The organism is Vibrio proteolyticus NBRC 13287, from assembly GCF_000467125.1.
In the GTDB taxonomy this organism is placed as follows: Bacteria; Pseudomonadota; Gammaproteobacteria; order Enterobacterales; family Vibrionaceae; genus Vibrio; species Vibrio proteolyticus.
The window spans coordinates 21,022-45,291 of record NZ_BATJ01000011.1 but is presented as its reverse complement, the minus strand read 5'-3'; the positions used below and the strand labels follow the sequence as shown (position 1 = coordinate 45,291).

25 protein-coding genes are annotated in these 24,270 nt (G+C 46.4%); 15 read left to right on the top strand and 10 right to left on the bottom strand.

Going from position 1 to position 24,270, the window contains the following annotated elements; all coding sequences use genetic code 11:
• The first annotated feature begins 155 nt into the window (after positions 1–155).
• The 3 genes from malI (at position 156) to nhaD (ending at position 4,515) form a co-directional block, all read left to right on the top strand.
• On the top strand, positions 156–1,178 hold the full coding sequence (gene malI, locus VPR01S_RS14100) for a Mal regulon transcriptional regulator MalI (RefSeq protein ID WP_021706021.1): 1,023 nt from the start codon (positions 156–158) through the stop codon (positions 1,176–1,178).
• 372 nt (positions 1,179–1,550) lie between these two features.
• Positions 1,551–2,855 carry a dicarboxylate/amino acid:cation symporter gene (locus tag VPR01S_RS14095; protein WP_021706020.1) on the top strand — a complete coding sequence of 435 codons (1,305 nt, stop codon included), beginning with the start codon at positions 1,551–1,553 and terminating at the stop codon, positions 2,853–2,855.
• Positions 2,856–3,078: 223 nt separating this feature from the next.
• Complete coding sequence (gene nhaD, locus VPR01S_RS14090) at positions 3,079–4,515, top strand: sodium:proton antiporter NhaD (RefSeq protein ID WP_021706019.1); 1,437 nt, start codon at positions 3,079–3,081, stop codon at positions 4,513–4,515.
• Positions 4,516–4,577: 62 nt separating this feature from the next.
• Here the strand turns inward: nhaD and VPR01S_RS14085 are convergent, their stop codons facing one another.
• The 4 genes from VPR01S_RS14085 to VPR01S_RS14070 all read right to left on the bottom strand — a co-directional run bounded on the left by VPR01S_RS14085 (position 4,578) and on the right by VPR01S_RS14070 (position 7,324).
• Positions 4,578–4,850 carry a hypothetical protein gene (locus tag VPR01S_RS14085; protein WP_021706018.1) on the bottom strand — a complete coding sequence of 91 codons (273 nt, stop codon included), beginning with the start codon at positions 4,848–4,850 and terminating at the stop codon, positions 4,578–4,580.
• A gap of 203 nt (positions 4,851–5,053) precedes the next feature.
• A complete protein-coding gene (locus VPR01S_RS14080; RefSeq protein ID WP_021706017.1) occupies positions 5,054–5,458 on the bottom strand; it encodes a hypothetical protein in 405 nt (134 codons plus the stop codon).
• A 13-nt stretch (positions 5,459–5,471) separates the two neighbouring features.
• Complete coding sequence (locus VPR01S_RS14075; protein WP_021706016.1) at positions 5,472–5,948, bottom strand: methylated-DNA--[protein]-cysteine S-methyltransferase; 477 nt, start codon at positions 5,946–5,948, stop codon at positions 5,472–5,474.
• On the bottom strand, positions 5,945–7,324 hold the full coding sequence (locus VPR01S_RS14070; RefSeq protein WP_040902824.1) for an AlkA N-terminal domain-containing protein: 1,380 nt from the start codon (positions 7,322–7,324) through the stop codon (positions 5,945–5,947). The genes VPR01S_RS14075 and VPR01S_RS14070 overlap by 4 nt, the downstream gene beginning before the upstream one ends.
• A 178-nt stretch (positions 7,325–7,502) precedes the next feature.
• Here VPR01S_RS14070 and VPR01S_RS14065 point away from each other — a divergent pair, with 178 nt between their 5' ends.
• Positions 7,503–7,706, top strand: a complete 204-nt coding sequence (locus tag VPR01S_RS14065) for a hypothetical protein (RefSeq protein WP_021706014.1) — start codon at positions 7,503–7,505, stop codon at positions 7,704–7,706.
• A 95-nt stretch (positions 7,707–7,801) separates the two neighbouring features.
• Here the strand turns inward: VPR01S_RS14065 and VPR01S_RS21985 are convergent, their stop codons facing one another.
• The 3 genes from VPR01S_RS21985 to VPR01S_RS14050 form a co-directional block, all read right to left on the bottom strand.
• Positions 7,802–9,550 carry an RCC1 domain-containing protein gene (locus VPR01S_RS21985; protein WP_156008735.1) on the bottom strand — a complete coding sequence of 583 codons (1,749 nt, stop codon included), beginning with the start codon at positions 9,548–9,550 and terminating at the stop codon, positions 7,802–7,804.
• 16 nt (positions 9,551–9,566) lie between these two features.
• Positions 9,567–10,565, bottom strand: coding sequence for an OmpA family protein (locus VPR01S_RS14055; protein ID WP_021706012.1), 999 nt, complete (start codon positions 10,563–10,565; stop codon positions 9,567–9,569).
• A 394-nt stretch (positions 10,566–10,959) separates the two neighbouring features.
• Complete coding sequence (locus tag VPR01S_RS14050; RefSeq protein ID WP_021706011.1) at positions 10,960–11,646, bottom strand: response regulator; 687 nt, start codon at positions 11,644–11,646, stop codon at positions 10,960–10,962.
• 215 nt (positions 11,647–11,861) lie between these two features.
• On the opposite strand from VPR01S_RS14050, the gene VPR01S_RS14045 reads away from it, so the two are divergent.
• Positions 11,862–14,249, top strand: coding sequence for an ATP-binding protein (locus tag VPR01S_RS14045; RefSeq protein WP_081693175.1), 2,388 nt, complete (start codon positions 11,862–11,864; stop codon positions 14,247–14,249).
• Between the two features lie 50 nt (positions 14,250–14,299).
• Here the strand turns inward: VPR01S_RS14045 and VPR01S_RS14040 are convergent, their stop codons facing one another.
• Complete coding sequence (locus tag VPR01S_RS14040; RefSeq protein ID WP_052035759.1) at positions 14,300–14,827, bottom strand: CBS domain-containing protein; 528 nt, start codon at positions 14,825–14,827, stop codon at positions 14,300–14,302.
• Between the two features lie 754 nt (positions 14,828–15,581).
• On the opposite strand from VPR01S_RS14040, the gene VPR01S_RS14035 reads away from it, so the two are divergent.
• The 9 genes from VPR01S_RS14035 (at position 15,582) to VPR01S_RS13995 (ending at position 22,372) form a co-directional block, all read left to right on the top strand.
• Positions 15,582–16,025: a DoxX family protein gene (locus VPR01S_RS14035; protein WP_021706008.1), complete on the top strand. Its 444-nt coding sequence runs from the start codon at positions 15,582–15,584 to the stop codon at positions 16,023–16,025.
• A 39-nt stretch (positions 16,026–16,064) separates the two neighbouring features.
• The gene (locus tag VPR01S_RS14030; RefSeq protein WP_021706007.1) at positions 16,065–16,760 is read left to right on the top strand and encodes a pirin family protein; all 696 of its coding nucleotides are present in this window, start codon (positions 16,065–16,067) and stop codon (positions 16,758–16,760) included.
• Between the two features lie 589 nt (positions 16,761–17,349).
• Positions 17,350–17,610, top strand: a complete 261-nt coding sequence (locus VPR01S_RS22675; protein WP_021706005.1) for a hypothetical protein — start codon at positions 17,350–17,352, stop codon at positions 17,608–17,610.
• Between the two features lie 135 nt (positions 17,611–17,745).
• Positions 17,746–18,321, top strand: coding sequence for an NADPH-dependent FMN reductase (locus VPR01S_RS14025; RefSeq protein ID WP_021706004.1), 576 nt, complete (start codon positions 17,746–17,748; stop codon positions 18,319–18,321).
• Positions 18,322–18,471: 150 nt separating this feature from the next.
• Positions 18,472–19,080 (top strand): pyridoxamine 5'-phosphate oxidase family protein, encoded by a 609-nt coding sequence (locus VPR01S_RS14020; protein WP_021706003.1) that lies wholly within the window; start codon positions 18,472–18,474, stop codon positions 19,078–19,080.
• Positions 19,081–19,225: 145 nt separating this feature from the next.
• On the top strand, positions 19,226–19,696 hold the full coding sequence (locus VPR01S_RS14015; RefSeq protein WP_021706002.1) for a hypothetical protein: 471 nt from the start codon (positions 19,226–19,228) through the stop codon (positions 19,694–19,696).
• A gap of 614 nt (positions 19,697–20,310) precedes the next feature.
• Positions 20,311–21,030: a hypothetical protein gene (locus VPR01S_RS22670; protein WP_021706000.1), complete on the top strand. Its 720-nt coding sequence runs from the start codon at positions 20,311–20,313 to the stop codon at positions 21,028–21,030.
• 189 nt (positions 21,031–21,219) lie between these two features.
• Positions 21,220–21,672, top strand: a complete 453-nt coding sequence (locus tag VPR01S_RS14000; RefSeq protein WP_021705999.1) for a hypothetical protein — start codon at positions 21,220–21,222, stop codon at positions 21,670–21,672.
• Between the two features lie 262 nt (positions 21,673–21,934).
• The gene (locus VPR01S_RS13995) at positions 21,935–22,372 is read left to right on the top strand and encodes a DUF2780 domain-containing protein (protein WP_021705998.1); all 438 of its coding nucleotides are present in this window, start codon (positions 21,935–21,937) and stop codon (positions 22,370–22,372) included.
• A gap of 61 nt (positions 22,373–22,433) precedes the next feature.
• Here the strand turns inward: VPR01S_RS13995 and VPR01S_RS13990 are convergent, their stop codons facing one another.
• The gene (locus VPR01S_RS13990) at positions 22,434–23,324 is read right to left on the bottom strand and encodes a LysR family transcriptional regulator (RefSeq protein WP_021705997.1); all 891 of its coding nucleotides are present in this window, start codon (positions 23,322–23,324) and stop codon (positions 22,434–22,436) included.
• 139 nt (positions 23,325–23,463) lie between these two features.
• On the opposite strand from VPR01S_RS13990, the gene VPR01S_RS13985 reads away from it, so the two are divergent.
• Positions 23,464–23,820 carry a MaoP family protein gene (locus VPR01S_RS13985; protein ID WP_021705996.1) on the top strand — a complete coding sequence of 119 codons (357 nt, stop codon included), beginning with the start codon at positions 23,464–23,466 and terminating at the stop codon, positions 23,818–23,820.
• A gap of 109 nt (positions 23,821–23,929) precedes the next feature.
• On the opposite strand, the gene VPR01S_RS13980 is transcribed toward VPR01S_RS13985, so the two are convergent.
• On the bottom strand, positions 23,930–24,181 hold the full coding sequence (locus VPR01S_RS13980; protein ID WP_021705995.1) for a DUF3081 domain-containing protein: 252 nt from the start codon (positions 24,179–24,181) through the stop codon (positions 23,930–23,932).
• Positions 24,182–24,270 lie beyond the last annotated feature (89 nt).

Here is a 24,270-nt window from a genome sequence, read left to right as displayed (position 1 = left end):
CTACGCCGCTAAAATTTTTGATAAAACGTTTTACCAAATAATTTGTGATCGGCTTATATAAATTTCGATTAGTTTGTGATCACCCTTTTATAATCAGGGCAATAAAGGTATGTTTGCCTGATAAAACGTTTCTCCTCCTCCAGATAAGTGAACCTATGTCGACCAAAAAAGTGACCATTACCGAAGTAGCGAAACACGCCGGTGTATCGGTCACGACTGTCTCTATGGTACTGAGTAATAAAGGCCGCATTTCTGTGGATACAGCCGAGAAAGTCAATCAGGCGGTGGAAGCACTGGGCTACATCCGCAACCGAGCCGCTGCGAATTTGCGCTCAAACAGCAGCGAGATCATCGGTCTGATACTGAAAGACATCAGTGATCCATATTATGCGGAGGTGGCCGCCGGTTTGAGTGAAGAGATCGAAAAACAAGGCTACATGCTGTTTCTGGCGCAAAGTGGCAGCGGTCAGGACAAGTTCGACCAATGTCTGCTGACCATGGCCCGTCAGGGCGTAGGCGGTATCGCGTTTTGTCCCATTGGTGAAAATCAACAGTTCGATATCGAAAGCATCAAATCGCATGCGTTGCCCATGGTCTGCATTGCGCGAGCCTCCGTCGACAAGCAGATAGACTACGTCGGCCCGGACAATACTTATTCTGCCAAACTGGCGACGGAGCACTTGATCAAGCAGGGACATCGCCGCATTGCCTACATTGGTGGCAAGAGCAGCTCGCTGTGTCGCGCCGAACGCATCGGCGGTTACTGCAGCACTCTGATGCAATTTGGCCTGCCGTTCAAACCCGAGTGGGTCGTTGAATGTGACAAAAGCCAAGCAGCGGCCGCGCAAACCGTTCAACAGTTGTTGTCAGAACACCCTCAGGTGACGGCCTTGCTCTGCCATCACTCTTCAACCGCACTGGGTGCCGTGTATGGCGTTAATCGCGCTGGTCGCCGGGTGGGTAAAGATCAATTCATTGGCGAACAGGTATCAATTATCGGCTTTGATGACGTTGAAGAAGCCAGTCTGACCGAGCCGCCCCTCACGTTCATCCATTCCGACGCGCGAGAAATGGGTCGCCAGGCGGCTAAACGTCTGATCGACCAATTGCACACGCCAAGCGATCAGGCATATAGCCTGATCCTCCCCCCGCAACTGATTATCCGTGAATCGGCCTGATTGCCGCCCAATAGGCCGAAATAATCAGGTTGCCAGCGCCTGCTTCCATTCCCTGTCAGGCAAAGTGAATAAATACCGCATAAACATGCAACACCAAATCGTTGTCCTGTCACTTTTGGCACAAAACCGGGTGTAATCAGAAATTATCGACTTGTATCTACAAGAATTTAAATTGTGAAAACATCGAACATTTAGATAAACATTTCAAACCAAAAGGTTAAATAAAGGTAAAAATAGCAAAAATACGGGTGATTTTGATCACATCTATAAATCCAGTTCCTGATTTTAATTTCTTATTTATCAAAAGCACTGATACTCTGCTGCACGCTTTGAAATGATGTCGAAGTGCATAAAATAAAGGAGTGTTCAAAAATGAATACCAAGAAACCGATGTCGCTGACCAGCCGAGTTATCTTAGGTATGGTAGCGGGTATTCTGACTGGCTTTGCGATTCGTTCGCTGTTTGCCGGCAACGGATTTGTTGACGCGTACATTGTTAACGGCCTGTTTGAAGTGGGTGGCCAGATTTTCGTCGCCAGCTTGAAAATGCTTGTTGTTCCATTGGTCTTTGTCTCTCTGGTCTGTGGTACCAGTTCACTCAAAGATCTGTCTACTTTAGGTCGTATGGGCGGTAAAACCCTGGCGTTTTATATCGCAACGACCGCAGTGGCCATCACACTGGCCCTGACGATGGGTAACCTGTTTCAGCCAGGTGCTGGCGCGGATCTAACGGCTGCCAGCAGCTTCAAATCGGCTGATGCCCCATCACTGGGTCAGGTCATCATCGATATGTTCCCAACTAACCCAATCAGCGCGATGGCTGAAGGTAAAACTCTTCAGGTGATCGTGTTTGCGGTGTTGTTTGGTATTGCGATCAGCGCCGCAGGCAAACCGGGTGAGCGTATCGCCGCCGTGTTTGCGGATCTGAACGAAGTGATCATGAAACTGGTCGCGTTACTGATGAACCTGGCGCCTTATGGCGTATTCTTCCTGATGGCTAAGCTGTTTACTGGCCTTGGGCTGAGCGCAATCGTTAACCTGGCAGAGTACTTCCTGGTACTGGCAGGAACGTTGCTGCTGCATGGCCTGGTCACGTACAGCGCAATGTTAAAAGGCTTTACTGGTCTTAGCCCGATCACCTTCCTGAAGAAGATGGAAGATGCGATCATGTTCGCCTTCTCAACCGCGTCTTCCAACGCCACCATTCCGGTCACGATGGAAACTGCGAAGAACCGTTTTGGTGTCGATAACCGCATTTCATCGTTCACTGTACCACTGGGGGCGACCGTGAACATGGACGGCACTGCCATCATGCAAGGTGTGGCCACGGCCTTTATTGCTCAGGCGTACAACATCGACCTGACCATGGGCGACTACCTGATGGTGATCCTGACCGCAACGCTGGCCTCTGTTGGCACCGCCGGTGTTCCGGGTGTGGGTCTGGTGATGCTGGCGATGGTACTGAACCAGGTCGGCCTGCCACTGGAAGGCATTGCACTTATCATGGGTGTTGACCGTCTGCTGGATATGATTCGTACTGCCGTCAACATTACCGGTGACTCTTGTGTGACCGTCATTGTGGCGAAGTCCGAAGGTGCTCTGGATGAAGCGCGCTTCAACGACCCGAAAGCGGGTGAAGAAGAAGAAAGCGTTCATCTGAAAGAGGCAAAAGCGTAAGCGACACCCACCGAAACAGCCCCGCTCAGCGGGGCTTTTTTATACCTGCGCTTGACGCATGCTCGCAAACCGGTTGTCATCACTTCCCCCTGCGCTCGACACACCCCCTACCTACCCCTAAAGCGCAAAATTCAGTCATTTTCGTCGCACATCACAATCCCTTCAAGTTATTGGGTCTACTATTGTTTTTACAACAACAGACAACGCGCAAGGAGTGCAGTGGATGAATACGCGGTTACTGGTAATCGGACTGAGTTTGTGTCTTTTCCCACCCCTAGGTTTCGCCGCTTTAACCGAAGCCACTTATCTCGACCTGACACATACGGCGGTCGGTCTGACATCATTGCTGCTGTTTGTCCTAGCCTACACTCTGGTGATGCTGGAAGAGTACCTCAAACTGAAAAAATCCAAGCCGGTACTGCTTGCGGCCGGGCTCATCTGGGCGCTCATCGGCTACACCTATTCACAAATGGGTGAGATTGAGATCGCTAAGGCGGCCCTGGAATATAACCTGCTGGAATACGCGGAATTACTGCTGTTTTTGTTGGTTGCCATGACCTACATAAACGCAATGGAAGAGCGACGCCTGTTTGATGCCCTGCAAGCGTGGTTGATAGGCAAAGGGTTTAACTTCCGGGCGCTGTACTGGATTACCGGCGTACTGGCCTTTTTCATCTCTCCGGTGGCCGACAACCTCACCACCGCACTGCTGATGTGCGCGGTGGTGATGAAAGTAGCGTGTGACAACATGCGCTTTATCAACCTGGCCTGTATCAATATTGTGATTGCCGCCAACGCTGGCGGCGCGTTCAGCCCGTTTGGCGATATTACCACTTTGATGGTCTGGCAGGCCGGACATGTCTCCTTCACAGAGTTTATGCCGCTGTTTGTGCCTTCCGTGATCAACTATCTGGTTCCGGCGATGGTGATGTCGTTGTTCATCCCCAATCAGCGGCCGCACACCTTGCATCAGAAAGTGGAACTCAAGCGCGGTGCCAAACGTATCGTGGCATTGTTTATTCTGACCATCGCCACTGCCGTGGCCTTCCACGCCGCTCTGCACTTCCCGCCTGTCATCGGCATGATGATGGGTTTGGCCTACCTGCAGTTCTTTGGCTACTACCTGCGCAAAACACTCAAGCATTCGCTGGCGAAAAAGGCGGCATTAGCGATTGCCAATGGCGACGACGAAGCACTGCGAAGATTGGGGTCGGTAGTGCCGTTTGATGTGTTCCGACGTATTTCCCACGCCGAGTGGGACACCTTGCTGTTCTTCTATGGCGTCGTAATGTGTGTGGGAGGGTTGAGCCTGCTCGGCTATCTGGGCATGGTGTCGGAGGTCATGTACAGTCAATGGGATCCGATGTGGGCCAACATCATGGTGGGTATTTTGTCTGCTATTGTCGATAACATTCCGGTGATGTTTGCTGTACTGACCATGGAGCCGGAGATGTCCGTCGGCAATTGGCTGTTGGTCACACTGACCGCAGGCGTCGGCGGCAGTCTGCTGTCGATCGGTTCAGCGGCAGGCGTGGCTCTGATGGGTGCGGCGCACGGCCGCTATACGTTTTTTGGTCATCTGAAATGGGCACCGGTGATTTTACTTGGCTACTTCGTCAGCATCGGTGCGCATGTCCTGCTTAACGCGGCGTTATTCTGAAGCGTATGATTAAACAAGCGCGCACCAGACACACCGGCGCGCTGAATTTCCGTGCTATTGCCTCAGTAGTGCCCGCCAACCCCTTCGATGATACAGACATGATCGGTTTCATCGAGGCGAAATACCACACGATCCCGCTGCGATAACCGAATCGACCACACGTTATTGCCTTTATCCAAACACTCAACGTGTGAATCAAACTCGTCAGCGGCATGACGTGGATCCGTGCCGTTGTGAAAGATTTCATTCTGAAACAAGTCAAAATTACGCTGCGCCGCACTGCTGATTGGTCGGCTCCAACGCACGGCCGATTTATTGATTCGCCAATGGCTCATGATGTTCTCCAACTGAATATTTTTTACCTTATTATTCACGCATGCAGGGTAAACACACCACGAGGACACTTGGTGTTGTTGGTGACTCACGCGGCGCGAATTACCGTACACTCTCTGAGCCTAGACCAGCAAAGTCGGCGTGGCAAAAAAACAAAAGGAGAAATGTAGCTATCATTAAGCGGTTGATATGATTATGTAAATTTTTATTCCATAGACGAATAATCAAACACCAGCGTCTCAGGCAAGCGGTTCCAGACACTGGCGAGTTTATATTTTGCACAAGAACTGCATGTCAGGCTCTCACCTTCATTTTGAATGCTCATCACCAAGTCTTCACGCTTCTCTAGTGAAGAGTTTCTTAGCTGAATATGGACATGCCTTTTGTCCACCGTATACGACTTGGTAAAAATTGAGCCCTGAATCGAATACGTCATCACACCATCTTTGAACGTGATGGTGTCTTCGTTGTCCTGATTACCATAACTGCCTTCAAACGAGTAGGTTTCATGGTGAACCAGACGTTCCAGTTCATCCTGACCACACCCATTGAGTAGCGTGCCGAAAAGTATGGTAACGCCAGTCATACATATTCGATTTAGCGTTTTCATTGTCGTCCTTATGCTAGTCGATAATCCCTTCCAGTTTCAGCAGTGACTGTTTCCGCTCCAATCCACCCGCATAACCAGTTAGCTTACCACTTTTACCGATTACCCGATGACACGGCACAATCACCGACACCGGGTTCTTACCATTGGCCAACCCAACCGCTCTGACCGCTTTAGGGTTGTTGATGTAATTTGCCAAGTCTTGATAGCTCCAAGTTTCCCCGTACGGGATGGCCTGCAACGCCTGCCACACTTGCTGCTGAAACGCTGTGCCTTGCGCGGCGACTGGCAGCGAAAAAACCGTACGCTCTCCGGCAAAATATTCGGTTAACTGTTTGATTGCTCTAACAAGTATAGGAAAATCATCGTCTCTTGCACCTAATTGTTTTGGTTGTGTGGTGTGCGTTTCAAACCACACACCCAGCAGTCCCTGTTCATTAGCTTGTACAGTGACGCGTCCTAGCGGGCTGTTAAAAATGCTGTATCGATTCATGACATATGTTTCCAACAATGAAAAGTGGCGTAACTGCCCCATGGGGCGACGGATTCTGCGCTGAGGCCCGGAAAGTCAGCTTGCGCTTTTTTTACCACCAGGTCGCCATCCAGAAAGCAATCTGCTTCGGATTTCCCCCGTAATCTGGCGTAGCTGACGGTCCAGGGACCAATGCCTTTAAGCGCCAGCCAGTGTTCAGGATCGCTGTCCGGCTCTTTAGATACATACTCCGCCAAACGTTTTAATGTGTCCTTACGGCTTTGGGGCATACGCAAAAAACTGAGGTCAGCGTCAGCCACCTGTGCAGGTGTGGGGAAGCATCGCTGAGAATTTTTCGGATTGAGTTGCTGTGCCAGCAAGTTCAACTGGCCGATAGCCGCCTTAATCGACACCTGCTGGCCCAACACCGCCCGAACTCCGGCTTCCCATGGGCTCCAGACCCCGGGAATGCGAATGCCTGAATGAGTCACCAACCCCGGAGCCACCGATTCAAGGTGTGATTCAATCGATAACGTATCCGCGTCAAGGTCGAACATGCGTCTCAGGCGTGTCACCAACTGACGCAACTGAGTGATGTCTTCCAGCTCAAACTCAACATCCAACGTCTGGGTCCGAGCGTTATGAGAGGGATTAAAATCCGCGTTAAACCAGCCTGAGCGGCCATCAAGCTCAAAGTAACGCTGATAACGGTTTTCAGTCAGGCGCTCGACCCCCTCAATCGCTCTCAAGCGGTAAAACTCCAACATGTGTTGCCAGTCAAACGCTCCCCGAAACGCAAGCGCCAGCTGATTGTGGCGTCCGTTGCCCAGTTGCTGCCGACGCACCTGACTCGGCGTCAGTTTCAGCACTTTCTGAAAGGCATCATTGAAACGGCGTGTGCTGTTAAAACCGCACGCAAAGCCGATATCAGTGATCGACATGGAGCTGTTGTGCAGCAGTTGCTTGGCGAACATCAATTGATGATATAACGCGTACTGTTTCGGAGACATGCCCAGATGCTGCTGGAACAACTGACGCAGATAGCGATCGGTAATGCCCAGCCGATCACACAACGCAGGTAAGTTGGCACCTTGCAGACCGCCCTGCTCGATCAGTTTCATCGCACGCAGAAACGTCGTTTCGGTGCCTTTCCACGCCCAGGAGCTGGGGGCGCTATCCGGGCGGCAACGTAAGCAGGGCCGATAGCCCGCTTGCAGTGCCTGAGCCTGATTGGCAAAGTACTCCACGTTCTCTTCCTTAGGCAAATTCGCCGGGCAAATGGGGCGACAAAAAATACCGGTGGATTTGACGGCGATGTAAAATCGTCCGTCGAAGCGGCTATCCCGAGCCATTCTCGCTCGCTGACATTCTTCGCGACTCAGACGATTGAGTTCCATTGGTGCCATGATTCAGTCCTGTTGTCATACCGTTAAGCAAATTGTACGCGACTCCATCAATTGAACTAGCCATTTTCGGAACTAAATCCGCACAAGGGAACTTGTCGATCTTTGACTTTGTTGTCTACGCTTTGTGAGTACCGTTCCAATCTGGTTAATAACAACAAGGACGTCAGTTATGGACTTACTTTCATGTAAGATAAAACTCAATGATAATCAAGTCGTTATCAGTCACTCCGTTGAAAAATCTCTGCGTTTGATTGAGCAGCATGGTAAACGCGGGATTTCGGATGTCGAGATCGATGCGACAGATGGTAATCAACGACACACCTATACCGGCATGAGCTTTGAGGAATCCCTCGAAAGTTTAATGAATTTGTAACTCACTGATAAATGAAAAAGCCCTGCACTTTGCAGGGCTCAATGTAAAGGCAAGTTGCGATATTCCGGCTTAGCAAGATTTTTTATCAAGTAACGTCAAGGCAATGTCTCATATTCTGTTTCCGCTTGAGGAGTAAATTCGATCGGTAGTGAATTGCCACCTTCGGCATAACCTGCACTCCCCCATGTCATAACTCGGCCATCTTTCGATCGAGCAGTAAAGGCGCCTATGTTGGCAACTATATCCACAATGTCGTACAACTCAGATTCAACTGCACTGGTATCGGAACAATACGCCTGCCCCCAGACCGATACGGTCAGATCTTTCCAGATAACCGCATAGCAATCGTACCCTTCATACAATGAATGCAGTGATAACACGTTATACGGATCAGACTCGATTTGGGCACCAATCCCGTTACCCCAGGCGATTTTCTTTCCATCGGATTTTTCAGCAATAAAGGCATGACTGAGCGCCTTAACTGAAACGATATCCGTCAATGGTTCAGTTTGAGACGGATCACCACCAGTAAACGCATTTCCCCAGACGACCAGCTCACCATCACTGCGCAAAGCCGCCACCGATCCTGATGTTGTTACTATGGTCTGAATGTTGGTTAATTTATCCTCTACAGAACTTGAGTCTCCGGGGCCAATCCCCCAACTAACCACCGTGCCGTCAGCTTTCAAAGCAAAAAACGCTCGACTGGTAGCAAACAGTTCCGTCACGTGGTTAAGTCTGTCTTGCACCTCAGAGCTGTCACCGCCATACTGTGCTTGCCCCCAAGTCACCACTGTTCCATCTTGCTTCAGTGCAGCAAATGCCCCACCTTCATTCGGCAATACAGAAACCACATCTGTCAGTTTGTCGCTTACAGCTGAGCTGTCACCACCATTTTCTGCCTCCCCCCACGTGATTACCCGGCCGTCGAACGTTAATGCAGCCCATCCAGGTCCGAGCGCGCTAGCAACCACAATAGACTTAACATTAGTGAGCTGATCTTCAATCGCACTGTAATCATTGGGTCCCCACAATACGACTTCGCCGGAACCAGTAATGGCGGCTCGGTTGCCCCATACACCATCTGCAATTACATCTTGTACATCAACTAGTCGCTCCTGAACCGCACTAGAATCACCACCGTTGTAATCGAGTCCCCGTGTAAGGACGGTCCCATCTTTCATGATCATGGCAATGCTCCACTGATCACCCCGGATTTCATCTACGCTAGTAAACACTTGACCAGGTGTACCGCCGGCATCGTATGCATCAAATCCCCAAAACGTTGCATTACCTTCATTAGTTATCGCCCCGAAAATCGTACCATCAAGATACAAGTGATTGATGATGGGTGCGGGAACGTAGTAGCGGCTGAGTTGATTCGTAGCTTGTGGATGTTCTACTGTCAGTTTCATCACTTTACCTAATGTTGTCGCATCTATCTCTAACGACTCACCCACATGCACTATTTCTGTCTCAGCCTCAAACACACCGTCATTGTTGAGGTCTGCAAACCAGGTAAACTGGTAATCATCCGTTGTACAATCCGGACACTCTGCTATTGCTCGGCCTGATGTCGCAGCCAAGCCATACCAAATACTGGTCTTATACAAATCCGTGATTTCAGCAAACGGCTCGACTGGCAATTCAACAGGTGGATACGCGACCGGTGGATGCCCAGGCTCAGGTAACTCCACAACAGGTGGCGTCACCGGAACTGGTTTTGTTGGCACTGGCACATACGGAGCTGGCTCCTTCGGTTTATCTTCAAAAATATCCTCAGACCCACAGCCGACCAGCAGTATGCCTGCCACTATCACAGATATAAATTTCATCTTCATCACAAACATCACTCTCATACTACTGATTAGCCTGATAACTAAATTCTGGAATCACTATCTCTACCCGGCGATTTTGAGCCCGGCCAGCTTCAGTGTGGTTAGTCGCGATGGGTTGTCGTTCACCCATTGCGCGCACTTCAACCTGATGTGCCAGAACACCTTGGCCGATTAAATATTGAGCCACTGAATTGGCACGACGCAGAGATAGTGCCTTGTTATAGCCTTCACTCCCTACCGCATCGGTGTGACCAGTAATGATCACATTCGCTTGAGGAAATCTAAGTAGAACTGAGAGCACTTCTTGTATTCGGGCTTTTGCTGACGTTGCTAGTTGCGCACTGTCTGTGGCAAACAGGCTGCTGCCATCCTGCTCGTTCATCACCACAACAGCCGATGGCTTCGCAGTGGTTACTTCTTCTATAACTGGACGAGGATCGACCTGCTTCTTATGTGCCGACTTGTTAGAATTAACAAAGCGGTAAGTCATTCCGACCACCACACTGTGGCTGTCAAAATAATCCGTTCCCGAGTCTCCCAGATTGTTGATGTATTGATATCCCAAGTTTGCAGACCAGTTTGAGGACAACGCATAATGAACGCCTACTTCCACCAACGGCGAGTAACCTCGTGCCTCCAACTCACCACGGATAGGAGAGTATTTGTCAATGGACCAATATGCCAAACCTGCGCGTCCATACAGACTGGTGTCAGAATTAAGATACCAATCGTAACGTAGAGCACTTTCGAGCAACGAGAGATCCACCTCAACGCCTGTCGCTTTGGCTTTGAGTGTGCTCCAATGTTGGTAGCCCAGATCAACACTCCACTCCGGAGAAAATTGCCAACCAGCAAATACTCCCAGAAGGTGACTGGTCGGATCCTGATGATGGTAATTGCTATCGTTTGCAATTTGATAGCCGCCTTTTAACCCCAAAAACGCATAGGACTCATACGTATCTTGATTGGCGTAAGAGAAAATTGGTGTCCCTACCAAAATAAACAGTGGAAAATATTTCATTTGTCATGCTCCAGATGGAATAACTATTGTTAGTGACACCACATTCCGTTATTTAAATAACGCATCATGGTTAACAACAAGGAGTCTACAAATGTTCCGGTGTGATTCGAATGAGACTATTCTCAAAAAAAAAGCCCCAGCAATAACTAAGAATGATCTTATGTCACTGGCTATAGGGGAGAAAAAATTGAAAGCATAAAAAATACAAAGGTATCATACAAGGCATAGTGAAAAACCCAAGATAGGACAAATCTCACACCTCAATATTGTTTATAAATCTGTTAACTTTATTAAAAATCACCATGTTATTAGCAATGTGAATTTTCTATTTAATCATGGTGTTAGCGGCCTCGAAAACACGAAAGACAATGAAATATTAGTTAGTACATGATGTCTATTCCGAATCAATCTGATATTTAATCTTGAAAAGCTCCTGATCGCTTTTTAAACCCAGCTTCTGAATAGCACTCTGCTTTTGACGACTTATGGTTTTAACGCTTCGGCTAAACTTAGTCGCGATATCCGTCACCGACATACCCGACATAAAACACCGGATAACTTCAGATTCTTTTGGTGATAATTTCGCGATGGCGATGAGGTCTTCAATTTTATTTTTGTCATGAGTATCGCGCGACACTGGAACCACTTCTGCACGAACAGATGCCAATTCGACTGCCATTTGCTGCTCCAGATAAATACGCCCTCCTGCCACCACTCTGATAGCTTTAATCACTTCTTGTAACGCCTGCTGTTTTCCGATAAAACCGCGGGCGCCCCCCCTCAGAGCCAACCCTACCGTTGCTGTATCAAAATGGGCTGACATCATAAGAATGGCGATCTGAGGAAATCGCACGTTAATGGCACGAATTAAATTAAAGCCGTCACTGTCGCCCGGCTGCAACTCATAATCCAATAACAAAACATCTATCGGCTCCCGACGGAGTGCCATGAGGAGACTTTTACTATCGCAGAAACTCCCAATTAACTTCATATCGGCTTCGTTTTCTAAGCGTGCTGACACGCCTTCTCGAACGACAGCATGATCATCCAACAGCATGATTTTAATTTCATTAAAAGACACAGTATTCCCCTAAATGGATGCAGCAGAAACCTTGATCACTGACCAACTTTGACTTATTAACAATAGCCAATGTTCTTATTGTTGATACCGAATGGTCTGAAATGCCATGATAATGTTCAAAATATCAACAGATAAAAATGAGAATACTCTCAAACCCGTCCTTCGCTCTATGAATTACATTTAAGAAAAGCGTCGATCATCTCCAGGTAGGGTCAATGAATCACATCCGATATTTTGTTTTGTTAGCATCTATGGTTTTAGTAGGTTTTTTTCCTTCCGCGCATGCTCAATCGAGCTATTCACCAGAAGAGCTAGCCTGGATAAAAGCTAACCCCGAAGTGACCTACTCAATTGATGAATACTGGCCAGTGGAATACTTAAAGGAAGGACAACATAAAGGGTTAACCAGAGACTTTATTGATGAAATTGCCAAACAAACTGGCCTCAAATTCAAATTAATCCAGTCATCAAACTGGAATGATACTCTATTGAAACTTGAGGAGGGCACGTTGCACATGTCTACCGTCGCCTCTCCCAGACTGAAAAAATCCATTCGTGACAAAGTACTGCTCTCCCACCCCTATATTTTTTCAGATGCCATCATAGTGACCCGTTCGGATACTCCGATGTTGTTTGATATCAATACCCTGGCCAGCAAAAAGGTGGCGGTCAAAGGAGGTGGAGGATATGAGTCCTACTTGAGACAACATTATCCGACACTGGAACTGATGCTAATCAACGATCCTAGAGAAGCTTTGGAAGCTCTTTTTCATGGCGCAGTTTTCGCTGTTGTCGGCGCTGATATTGCTCTCAGACCAATAATTTACAGAAAATATTATGGCACGCTCAACATTGCTGGCACGATTGCCGACATGTATTCTGTGGTTAAAATGCCCATTTCTCCCAAATATCCTCTCTTACACTCAATCATCAATAAGTCTCTGGAAAACATGACATCTTTAAAAAATGGGGAGATTTACCTTAAGTGGATTAAGGAGGTGCACATTGGACGGCCGGCTTGGCAGGCTGTATTGAAATATTACGCGTCCGAGATCATCGTGTTCACGCTCGCACTGCTGGTTATCATTACGCTGTACTGGAGAGCGAAACGTGCAGAAGTTCGAGCGGTCGCCAGCGAGGCTGAAAAATCACAATTTTTGGCCGTGATGTCTCACGAAATACGGACTCCAATGAATGCGATATTGGCCACTGTCGATTTACTCCTTAGAACACCACAATCCACCCGACAAAAAGAGTTGACCCAACTGGCTAAATCCTCAGCAACGAACTTGATAGAACTTTTGAATGATGTGTTGGACGTATCGAAGCTAGAAACAGATAAATTACAGTTGTCACCGGAGCCAACGGACATTAATGAACTGGCAACCAGTGTCTCGGACGTTCACCGCCTGGCTGCCGATAAAAAAGGAGTCCGACTTCAGCTCTTCACTCAGGATTTAGCTGATGTCCGAGTACATGTCGATCCACTCCGTCTTAGACAAATCCTCACTAACCTTCTCTCTAACGCAGTCAAATTCACTGAACAAGGCAGCATTGTACTCAAGATCCAGTTGTCGAATATTTCTGCCGAAAATAACAAGGCCACATTGGCGATCTCCATCAAAGACTCAGGTATCGGTATCGCATCAGAGAAACAAGAACGTATCTTCGATGCGTACCAGCAAGCCGATTATTCTGTCGCCAATAAATATGGTGGTACAGGTTTAGGACTCAATATTTGCAGGGAATTGGTCACGCTGATGGATGGCTCTATTAACCTAAATAGTCAGCTGGGTGTCGGCACTACCATATCAATCGCGTTACCTGTCAAGTTAGACACAAAAGAACAAGCGAGCTCTTCCCAAACCGTCCTCAATACAATCACTCCACGTTTTAATGAATCGCCAACAAAAATCCTGGTTGTTGAAGACCTGGCTGTCAACCGACAGCTTATTGAAGAGCAGTTGCGTGAACTGGGCCAACTATGCTCGTTTGCGCAAGATGGACATGCAGCCCTAACACAGCTCAAAGCAAATCAACATTTTGATTTAATTCTCATGGACTGCAATTTACCCGGTATGGATGGCTACCAAGTTACAGAACACATACGTCATTTTGAGCGAGAACAAGGGTTAACACAAACTCCAGTCATTGCTATATCAGCCGCCACTAGTGAACAACACAAACTAAAATGCATCGAATCTGGTATGGACGGTGTTCTGACCAAACCAGTCACGTTAGATGACTTACAAACCATCCTTGATTTATGGTTAGAGGAACCAGAACCAAACTCCAGTCAGTTGGCAGAGGTTAAAAACTATCATTCGCTAGAAGAGTTATATTGGAACACCTGCCAAGACGATCTGGCAAAACTTCGCCGTGCGATAGAAAAAAGTGAATGGATCGATATCAGACACTTCGTTCACCGCTTAAAAGGCGGCGCCCTGACGGTCGGGCTCGATAAGCTTGCGGAACCTGCAAGAAAACTTGAAGAAAGCCTGATGGCCGGAGAGCACTGGTCCATCGAACAACTGCTCTCCTGGCTGGAAAATTATCGGCAACAACTCGAGCGATGGAACACCGCTCGACAAACGCCCGACTAAAGCGACAATTATATCGATAAGTACGAAAGACCACGCTCACTTACCGATATTTACATACCTTCACTGCGATGGTATTTCCGACTACGCAAACGATTCAAGCAGCGATCGCTGACCGCGTTCAACCAGCCGGAAAACGAACGCGATTTGCTCTGATGTAGCCACTTCAAAGCCACTTGCCGTTCCAGTACGCCCAACACCCGTCGCTCTTCATCCAGAACTGGCAACAAAGGCCAGGGACACTGGCGCAACACGTTCGCCGCACGTGATGATGCCTCGGTCGCATATACGTAGTGATTTGCCCCCTCTATCAGTGCCCGAATCGGCAACATAGGATCAGCCACAGCTAGACTCTGCAAAGGGATCAGACCGAGGTACTCTCCGCTGTCGGAAATAACGACGATTGATTCAATCACCAGATTGGCATGCGCGATCAAGCGAAGACGATTGATGACCCGATACACTTTCAACTCATCCTCAACACAAAAACAGTCTGTGTTGATGTACGGCTGGATCCGATTAAAGCCGTGCGCTCTGAAGAGAGGACGGCGGTCATTTTGTACAATGTGTGTAATTTTCATAACTCTCATCCAAGTACTGCTTTGGACAGAGAAACCTAGTTGCGTATACGTAACAGCATTATATGGGTCAGTGACAACGTTAGAACGTCATACCCACTGAACACGGGCACTCTTACGTAAGGCGCAGCATCAACATACCGTTGTTTTGTCGTTTGTTCTTTAAAGCGCTCGCTGGTATCACCAGTAGGCGGATACTCTGGTGACAGTCAATGAACTTCAAAGAAGTATGCACGGAAAATTCGAAGTAAGGATGAGAAAGGAAATTCTGCATCTGCCACAGGTTTGGTCTTCAGGCAAATGCAAAAACGGCAACTGCCTGACTAACCAGAAACCCATTGGCATTTTCGACATTTCGAAAAAACCATATTCATTATTCGACTACTCGACGAGTCCATAGGCTTCTGTTGTTCCTCAAAAAAATGAATTTAAATTGAATTGCTCTGTGAGCGAACCGGATGCTATTCCCAGCGCAATCAAAAGTCAATCGTATAGTTTTCATTCAACGTCAATTTGACATCCCAATGACAGAGCAAGCACTGAGCCACAGCATAAACTCCCGCCTCTCGCCTTTTTTCGGACGAACTTTCAGCGCGACAACTCAAACTGGATTTATTCTCCTTCAAATTTTTCGAACGAGTACGTCAATGTCGTCCCATTACCTTGCGGAAGAAATGCACCTAAACTTGATATCAAGCATTAAGGGGAGGTCGCTCCCTGAATCAAACAAACATTCAAATTTATTGAGGAAAGAATGATGAAAGCACTACTAAAAAAAATCAGCGCGTCTCAAGCAGGTTACAGCCCACTGGCGCTGCGCGTGCCAATCGGTATCATCCTGATGGCCCACGGTTCACAAAAACTGTTTGGCTGGTTTGGGGGTTATGGCCTGGAAGGCACCGGACAGTGGATGGCATCCATTGGTCTTGAACCTGGTGTGCTTATGGCTTTCATGGCGGGTAGCGCTGAATTTTTTGGTGGTCTGTTCCTGCTACTTGGCTTATTGACTCGTCCAGCCGCCGTAGTGACTGCGTTTACTTTGATTGTGGCGATTTTCTCTGTCCACATCGACAACGGCTTATTTATGTCTAACAACGGTTACGAATTTGGTCTGGCCTTGCTTGCCGCCACCGTTTCTCTGGCAATTTCAGGCTCAGGTAAACTGGCACTGGATAACGTTCTAAGCCAAAAACTAGTGTAACCGGCCGCTTGTGAGCGTTCCCCCCCTGGAGAGCAAAATATGATTACTGTACGACATGCAAACGATCGTGGCCGGGCTAACTTTGGTTGGCTCGATAGCCGACACACGTTTTCTTTTGGCAATTATTACGATCCACAGCACATGGGTTTCTCTGCGCTGCGCGTCATCAATGACGATATCGTGCAGCCCGGCGCGGGGTTCGATACTCACGGGCACCGAGATATGGAAATCATCAGCTACGTGCTTGACGGCGTTATTAAGCACAAGGACAGTGAAGGTAACATTCAGTCACTTCCCACGGGTGAATTCCAGTTGATGTCTGCAGGTCGAGGTATTCTTCATAGCGAATTCAACGGCTCAGACAGCGGTACCCTGCGCTTTTTGCAAATCTGGATTCAACCAGACAGCTTTGGTAATCCACCGGGTTATCAGCAAAAAGATTTTGGCCAGCAACCTGGATTAACCGCCATCGCCACACCAGATGGAGCAGATGGTACGTTGCAAATCAAACAAGACGCCAGCTTGTATCAGCTTATCTTGACGCCGGGCGCAACGTTTGTCTTTGAAACCATATCGGAACGCAACACATATGTTCACCAAGTGGACGGCGTGATGCAAGCTAACAGCACTGCTTTGCATAGCGGTGACGGCGCCAAAATTGAGGCCGTTAATGAGGTAACGTTCGCTAACCCGACCAACGAGACCGTCAAAGCGCTGATTTTTGATCTCCCTTAACCTACCTATCAAGGCTCCAACGAGAGTTTTTTAAACAAACTAACCTATTGTTTTTATTTGAAATTTATTTCGATATCGCCGCAAATTGACCACATAACCAAGCCCGCATACTTTGCGGGCTTTTCATTGCTTATCCTTTAAGGGCGACCTATGAAAGTTTACAAACCCACCTGCCCTGAGTGTGGAGGCCGGAACACAACAATAAGAACAAGTAAGCGTGAAAATATAAAACTTCAGGTGCTTTATTGTGATTGTTTGGAAGAGAAGTGCCTTACGCGTTTTAAAGTTGAAGCAGAAACGACCTACGTAATCTTTACTCTCAAAGAGGAGCTTTCCTGCTCTTCCTGTCAAGGCTCTCACCTAGATCAATTACAGCTTAATCTGACTTAATTTGTAATATGAAATCAGCTCCTAAGAAGTCCGGGAACCAGAATAATGAAAATTATGCGGTACTTAACAACCTAATGTTCTATTGTTTCCAGTCACCTATTGTTCGTCAATTGAACCTGTCTAAGAAAGGCTGCACTATAGGAGGATTAAAGATGGCTTTTAGCTTGCTAATTAAGCGTTATGTGCTTGGGGGGTATATGTGACTCAAAAAGTCTTAATTCATGGACGTAAATGGAAGCTTGAAGATATTCAAGATAATATCGATTGGGCGAAACAACAGAATTGGGTGTTTAAAAAATACTCTAAACAAGATGAGCATGATCATTGTTTAATATGTTTTTGGACAATCTTCCATACAGTTGATGAAGAGTCTGGGTTTGGTTATTACTATGGTGGCAGCACCTGGTTGTGCAATGAGTGCTATAAACAATTCCTCACGCCACAAAGGTTACGCACATAACAAACTGTTCAAGCAGATTCGGCACGCATGGCACTTTTGGTTTGCAGAGAGTTTTGTGTTTACGGAGTAGTGCAGAGGCTTTCGTATCGCGTGCCTCACCCCTTAACAGGGCGTTAGTATTCGGCAGGAGATAACATGTACATTTTGGTAGTAAGTTCGAGCTTGGACCCAAAGAGTCGAAGCCGTCAAATCGCTAAGCTCTGTATTGACGAGCTACAATCGTTGGATAGAAAAGTTAAATTTGTTGATTTGGCTGAACTTAATACACCGAATTTTGACAACGACAAAATATATCAGACGGAACAATATAAGACGTTACATAAATTGACGTCTGAAGCTAGTGGTCTTGTTTTATGCAGCCCAATTTACAATTGGGGATGTTGTTCTGAGTTAAAAAAATACATTGAATATGTTGGGTCTACACCTCCTGATGGCAGCTTAACTGGCGCGCTCTTCGATAAAGTGGTGACGTTTGTAACTTCAGCGGGTCTGCCTCATAGTTACATGGCTGATTCTACGCTGTCGACGTCATTAAGCATTGATTTCAAATGCATCATTAACCCTTACAACTTGTATGTTCATAATCGTCATTGGGTCAATGATGCCCTTTCGGAAGAAAGGAAACCGAGGCTTGAAAAATCTATGAAAGTGATGGACGAGCTCTGTAGCTTGTTGAGTACTAGAACATATAAGTCTGGGTGGGAACTGTAATTCTGACAAACAATTTAAGAGGGATTCTCAACGCTTGGCATTTTTGCATCTACTTCAAATCTAGTGATTACGTTACAATGCATCAGGTTTAGTGGTGGCGTTGTTCACCCCTTAATTGGGTGATATACCCTTATGAAGGAACAAAATAGAATGAGTGAAATTAAAACGATAGAGCAATTAAAAGGAATTTACGCAGAGCCAAGTGCGAGAGCTAAAAATAAAGTTCTACCTGCTCTGGATACTCATGCGATTACGCTAATAAATAATTGCCATTTCGCGGTTCTAAGCACCACTGATTCACAAGGCTATGTTGATCTCTCCCCAAAGGGAGGAGAGCCTGGCTTCATTAAAGTTTTAGATGAATCAACAGTATTGCTTCCCGATAGCTCGGGGAATAATCGAATTGATGGCCTTAAAAATATTATCAGTAACCCAAAAGTAGGGCTGTTATTGATGGTCAATGGTATTGATGAAGTAGTTCGTATCAAAGGAACAGCGAGTATTCATACTGACTCCAACTTGTTATCCGTTTGTCCTGATGGAAGTAAGTCTCCCAAGGTTGTTATCAAAATAGTGATAGAAAGTATGTATTTTCACTGTGCTAAAGCAGTGATGAGAGGAAAGCTCTGGTCTGATGACTATAAAGTAAATCGCTCAATACTTCCTTCTTTGGCGCAAATCTTTAAAGATCAACAAAGCTTAGAAAGTAACGCGATTAGCCAAGACGAAATGGTTAAGTATTACGAGTCAAGCCTTTAGAACGTGTATAACAAGGCATTTAAGAGTGATTCGCAACGCTTGGCATTTTCACTATGCGTTTAATTTTGTGATTAAGGTGGTATGCGGTGGCATTTGTATTGCGTTGCTCACACCTTAACATGGCGTTATGTACTTTAGAGGAAATATGGAACAATTTGATCGTGTTGAGCGTTATCTAAAACGAATAAGAAATGTGTACTCTGGAGATAATTTGATCTTGTGGGATCACAGGACATATGTTGAAGATGATATTTTGTCTTTCTTTATGCACTGCCATCACTTACAAGATTGGGTGTCAAGCCTAAATAAAGTCGGTGTTACTCATAAGCAAATTAAACAATTCATCGAGAGTCATGAATCTCTTAAAATCTGTGCTGATTTAGCAAATCAATCAAAGCATTGCCAGTTGACAAAGAAACCTTGGTCTGAAGTAAAGCCACATCTAGCAGGCTTTCAATATGAAAGTGTCAATGGCTCTAATTGTCCTGGCATACGGGGTAAATTTGCAGTTATTACGGATGAGTCAATAATTGATGTTTTAGAATTGGCCGAGTCTTGCTGGCATCATTGGAGCCTTCTAAGACACGATATTGAGCAGCAATGGGCATACACATAACAAACGCTTTAAGACGGATTCGCAACTCTCAGCGGCTTTGGTTTGATTTGGCTTTTGTGTTTACGGTGTAGTGGTAGCGTTGCTCACTACTTACTTGGGCGTTATACAATAGCGCGCATAACTTCCTATACTCTCACTAGTAACAGTCAGAATACTTTGGTGGTTATTATGAGCTATAGAGATACTTCCTTGTGGAATGACTTAAACGAACTCAGATGCTTAGAGGCTTTCAAAAAGTTGGAAAGTGAAGGGTTTCCGAGGGGTAAGCAAAGTGAGTATGCCCGTGAGATATCACTAAAGTCTGGATTAGAAGTTGGAAATATTAGTGCAAAAATTTGCAACTACAAATCAGTTGCTGGCATAAACAACGAGTCCCATGCTTCCGTCAATACAAGGGATATTTACGACAAGTATAAATCTTACAGCATTAGTGAAATTCATGAGTTAGTGAAGTCACTTGAGTAAAATCGTATAACAAACTGTTTAAAAGTGATTCGAAACGTGTGGAATTTTCACTATGCGTTGATTTTAGTAATTTAGGTGGTGTGCAGAGACTTTTATATTGCGTTACTCACACCTCAGCAGGACGTTGGAACTATAGATAAGGATTAATCATGAAATTACGAGTCATAGTATTTTTAATATTTACATTTTTTATTGGAATAGTTCATGCCGATACTGTGAGAGTGGACGGCTTCAAAGCTCGCCCTCAAGTAAAGTCCAACTGGTGTTGGGCTGCATCAATTCAGTCGATATTTTTAACGAGTGGATTAGATATTAGTCAGCATAGGCTTGTTACTGCGGCATACGGTTCCGCTGTAAATAACACTGCCCCCGGTTTTAAGGGGACACTAAAAATTTTGAATGGCTTATCTGTCAGCGCGGATGGAAGCACGTGGGAAGTCAGAGCTTCGGCAGGTAATAGTTTCCCAAATGCGAATTGGCTGTTAGAAAAACTACAAAATGATGAACCCGTAATGATTTGGTATAAAGACCAAACCTCAAACCATTCAATAATCGTGAATGGTGGTCGCTACTATCGAGACAATATCGGCAACGTAAATTGGCAGCAAATCTCCGCATACGACCCTTGGGTTAATCGAAATATGACGATAGATGCATCAAATATCCCAAGGTATGTATATGGAACATTTGATGTCGAGCTACGTAAAGTAAGTCCGCGATCGTTTGTTCCTAGGCAGCCACAAGCTCAATTTGGTGGCGTCTGTTATGTGCAGGGTGGCGCTTGTCCGCTACGTCAGGCGTTACCCTTACAGTCACAGTGCTATTGTCCATCTCAAATTGGGCCAATTTATGGAATCGTGGGCAACTAGCTATAACAAACAATTTAAGAGTGATTCGCAACGCGTGGCATTTTTACTCTGCGTTGGTTTTAGTGATTAAGATAGTTTACGGTGGATTCAGTATTGCGTTGCTCACCCCTTAACAGGACGTTTAGCTGACTGACGCGCAATAGGGTTCATTTACTATGCGTAAGTATTTATTTGGCTAAGGTGAATGCTATGAAATATCTAATCTTATTATTGTCGTTGTGTTCTTTATCTGTGCATAGTGCGACTAAAGATGACTATTCGAAAGAACGTTGGATGTCATGGGGTAGCTTTGGTGCCATTGTACTGGCTACTGAGATTCATAATGGGAAATCTGATTATTACGGGCTGATTGTCGAATGCTCTCCCTCAAAAGGGAAGCTTAGAATATCGGTCAAGGATGTGTATTCGAAGCCAGGCGATAAGATTCAATGGGAAACTGACACGAAAATGGGAAACATAGTTAATCAAGCCTCAATGGTCATCAGAACATCAGAGAAAGATACTAGGGTGAATAATACTATAGTTAGCGCAATGAAAGCAGGAAGTTGGATTAAATTTGAAAATATGGCTAGGGGTAGTTCAGCCACATATACACTCAAAGGTTCGACTAAGGCTATTTCAAGTATCACATCGTGCAAGTAACCAGCTAACAAACGTTTAAGGCTTTAAGATGCATTTCATTAAGGCTGAAAGCTATTGGTAGCTCGCCAGTAAATATGTCATAGAGTGTGCAACTCAATACAAAAAGGCCCTTGACGAGAGCCTTGTTTTACTTCTCTGCTGACAAAACGCGCAATGCGAACGTTCTTATTTCAATTTTCGGTAAATCCGTAAAAATGAGACATACATCTCACTACGAGTGACGTAAAATGCGAATCACACTCAGTCCAAAAGGAAATATAGAATGAATAAAGCGCTTTTTGTGCTGGCAGGCTGCCTTGCAATGACGGCTTGTCAATCCGCCGGGTCTCAACCAACGTCACAAAGCCTTCTGCCATCCACCCCTCTGACCAAATCCGTTGCAGGAAACCTGGCTGAGCAGCTCAATATCACGCCAACTCAGGCGGCAACCGGAGCCGGTGCTCTGCTCTCTTACGCACAAAATGCCCTGTCACCGGAAAACAGCCAAGAGCTGTCATCCATGACGGGAGGTCTGAGTTCTCTGGATCTTTCTTCGCTGACCAATACACTCAATAACATGGAAAGTGTTAAAAGCGCATTCTCGGCGGTGGGTCTGAGCCCTGAAATGGTCACACAGTTTACCCCCATCATTCTGAAAGCCCTGCAATCCCAAGGGGCGAGCTCGTCACTATTAAGTGGTTTGAGTGCTTTGTGGTCGTAAAAGCGACCAATACGAATAAGGCTCCTAACAAGGAGCCTTATTAATACATATCGTGTCAGCCTTAATCGGCAACAAGCTCTCCGGCCTGCTGCATGCTGTAGCTGCTGAGCGGATCGATGCTTTTCACCAACTCTTCCACCTGACTGATCGCTTCAACGGAAGAGCTATTCTTGCGGTAGCTGAGATAGATCGGGCGCTGCCAGTCTCGAACCCCTTGAACTTTGTGTAGCTGCCCAGAGTTAATGAATGGCTCCACCAGTGAGGCGGGCAGATAGGCACTGCCACCTTTCTCGAGGATAAAGTCCAGCGCGATACGCGCTGTTGAGGTCCTCAGATAAGGGGCCGGTGCTTTAGGGTGACGCTCTGCGTGTTCAGACGCAAAACGCGTTCCCCAGTCCACGTACACGTACTGGCTGTCAAAGACCGTTTCGACAGATTCTTGCTCCGTAGACACCATCAGCAGCACCATATCAGCCACTTTCTTGCACGACAGCTCTTCCGCCTTGATCTGATCAAAAGCAAAAGCCATATCCAGCGTGCGCTCGAGTAACTGGCGATTGAGCTGCTCACGCCCCATTACTTCAGCCATAAAACCGTAGCCGCTTAACGCATCTGTCACCACGCTCAAACAGTTTTGTAAGTAGGCGTCCCACACGTTTGGTGTCCCGCCCATGGTCAATTGCAGCGCTTTACCACTTTCGAGCGAAAGCTCCAGCTTGGCTTGTTGTAATGTCGAGACCATCACTTCTGCGTAGCTGATCAGACGCTCACCGGCAGACGTCAGTTTGATGTTGTTTCTGTCACGAATAAACAGCTGTGTATCAAAGTAACTTTCCAGTTGTTTGATGCGTGCACTGACCGCAGCCTGAGTGATAAAAAGATTCTCTGCTGCACGCCCAAAGTGCTTGGCTTTAGCGACCTCAAGAAAGGTCCGGAAGACTTTTACGTCCATAAATCTACCCTTGGTTATTCCGCATCCAGACTAACAATATAAATTTATTGTATCGATAAAAAGTTTTTGTTTTTCTTTTTCAATGTTTACGCCTAACTTTCGCCGTGAGTCATTACTACTGGTTATAGAGGCTTTTGACATGTCTGACATCGAATTCCGTCAAGGCAAAAAACGTTTTTATGACAATGCTAAGTTCCCACGAGGCTTTGCAAAGTCCGGTGATTTTACTCTTGCAGAAGAGGAAATCCTAACTTTTTATGGGGATACCATGCTGGGTTTGGAAACTGGTGAAATTGAGCCAGAAAATGCCGAGGAAAAGCACTTTCTGAAAGTGCTGGAAAATCCTGGTAAAGCCAAATCCAAACTGGAACGCACCTGGTTAAAATACATTCAGCTGGCGCGTGGTCGTAAGCGTTTTCACACTCTCAATGGTCGTAACAAACCGGATGCAAGTGATGACTACGCAGAGGACTCTGCGTTGGCTGAAGAAGACTGATTTCAGGCCACCAGCCTGACAGTTGACAGGAATCTTTCTCCCAAAGCCCTGGTACCGGAATCAGGTACAGGGCTTTGTTTTCGATTAAGATTAAGACAAGGATGTCTGGTTATTTGGCCAACATAGCCACTTTTTTCAGGAAACTGTCACGCAGATGTTCCTGATCGTATTCAAGGTGGTAGGTATTGTGAAAACCTACTTTCAGCTCCACACCATTTCCCCGCATATAGACGTTGTAACCGTCATAATCCGAAAACGCTTCGATACCCTCATACATTTTGCCGAATTCAGTGGGCGTCCCTCTGGACATCACAGTTTCGTAGGCTTGCAATACTTTGGTGGGATCCAGTTCGTTTTTCATCACCTTACTCCTTATCAGCCTGATTGAGGTGTCTATTTCACTCATATCTAATGATATAAGCTGTTATCTTAAGTATGGAAAACTTGTGA

Coding starts and splice junctions, on each gene's coding strand:
- VPR01S_RS14095 (WP_021706020.1), top strand. CDS start 1,551: ATGAATACCAAGAAACCGATGTCGCTGACCAGCCGAGTTATCTTAGGT.
- VPR01S_RS14035 (WP_021706008.1), top strand. CDS start 15,582: ATGAAAGCACTACTAAAAAAAATCAGCGCGTCTCAAGCAGGTTACAGC.
- VPR01S_RS14020 (WP_021706003.1), top strand. CDS start 18,472: ATGAGTGAAATTAAAACGATAGAGCAATTAAAAGGAATTTACGCAGAG.
- VPR01S_RS14025 (WP_021706004.1), top strand. CDS start 17,746: ATGTACATTTTGGTAGTAAGTTCGAGCTTGGACCCAAAGAGTCGAAGC.
- VPR01S_RS14015 (WP_021706002.1), top strand. CDS start 19,226: ATGGAACAATTTGATCGTGTTGAGCGTTATCTAAAACGAATAAGAAAT.
- VPR01S_RS22670 (WP_021706000.1), top strand. CDS start 20,311: ATGAAATTACGAGTCATAGTATTTTTAATATTTACATTTTTTATTGGA.
- VPR01S_RS14070 (WP_040902824.1), bottom strand. CDS start 7,324: ATGGAACTCAATCGTCTGAGTCGCGAAGAATGTCAGCGAGCGAGAATG.
- VPR01S_RS14055 (WP_021706012.1), bottom strand. CDS start 10,565: ATGAAATATTTTCCACTGTTTATTTTGGTAGGGACACCAATTTTCTCT.
- VPR01S_RS14045 (WP_081693175.1), top strand. CDS start 11,862: ATGAATCACATCCGATATTTTGTTTTGTTAGCATCTATGGTTTTAGTA.
- malI (WP_021706021.1), top strand. CDS start 156: ATGTCGACCAAAAAAGTGACCATTACCGAAGTAGCGAAACACGCCGGT.
- VPR01S_RS14000 (WP_021705999.1), top strand. CDS start 21,220: ATGAAATATCTAATCTTATTATTGTCGTTGTGTTCTTTATCTGTGCAT.
- VPR01S_RS14040 (WP_052035759.1), bottom strand. CDS start 14,827: ATGAAAATTACACACATTGTACAAAATGACCGCCGTCCTCTCTTCAGA.
- VPR01S_RS14080 (WP_021706017.1), bottom strand. CDS start 5,458: ATGAAAACGCTAAATCGAATATGTATGACTGGCGTTACCATACTTTTC.
- VPR01S_RS13990 (WP_021705997.1), bottom strand. CDS start 23,324: ATGGACGTAAAAGTCTTCCGGACCTTTCTTGAGGTCGCTAAAGCCAAG.
- VPR01S_RS14065 (WP_021706014.1), top strand. CDS start 7,503: ATGGACTTACTTTCATGTAAGATAAAACTCAATGATAATCAAGTCGTT.
- VPR01S_RS14085 (WP_021706018.1), bottom strand. CDS start 4,850: ATGAGCCATTGGCGAATCAATAAATCGGCCGTGCGTTGGAGCCGACCA.
- VPR01S_RS13985 (WP_021705996.1), top strand. CDS start 23,464: ATGTCTGACATCGAATTCCGTCAAGGCAAAAAACGTTTTTATGACAAT.
- VPR01S_RS13995 (WP_021705998.1), top strand. CDS start 21,935: ATGAATAAAGCGCTTTTTGTGCTGGCAGGCTGCCTTGCAATGACGGCT.
- nhaD (WP_021706019.1), top strand. CDS start 3,079: ATGAATACGCGGTTACTGGTAATCGGACTGAGTTTGTGTCTTTTCCCA.
- VPR01S_RS13980 (WP_021705995.1), bottom strand. CDS start 24,181: ATGAAAAACGAACTGGATCCCACCAAAGTATTGCAAGCCTACGAAACT.
- VPR01S_RS14030 (WP_021706007.1), top strand. CDS start 16,065: ATGATTACTGTACGACATGCAAACGATCGTGGCCGGGCTAACTTTGGT.
- VPR01S_RS14075 (WP_021706016.1), bottom strand. CDS start 5,948: ATGAATCGATACAGCATTTTTAACAGCCCGCTAGGACGCGTCACTGTA.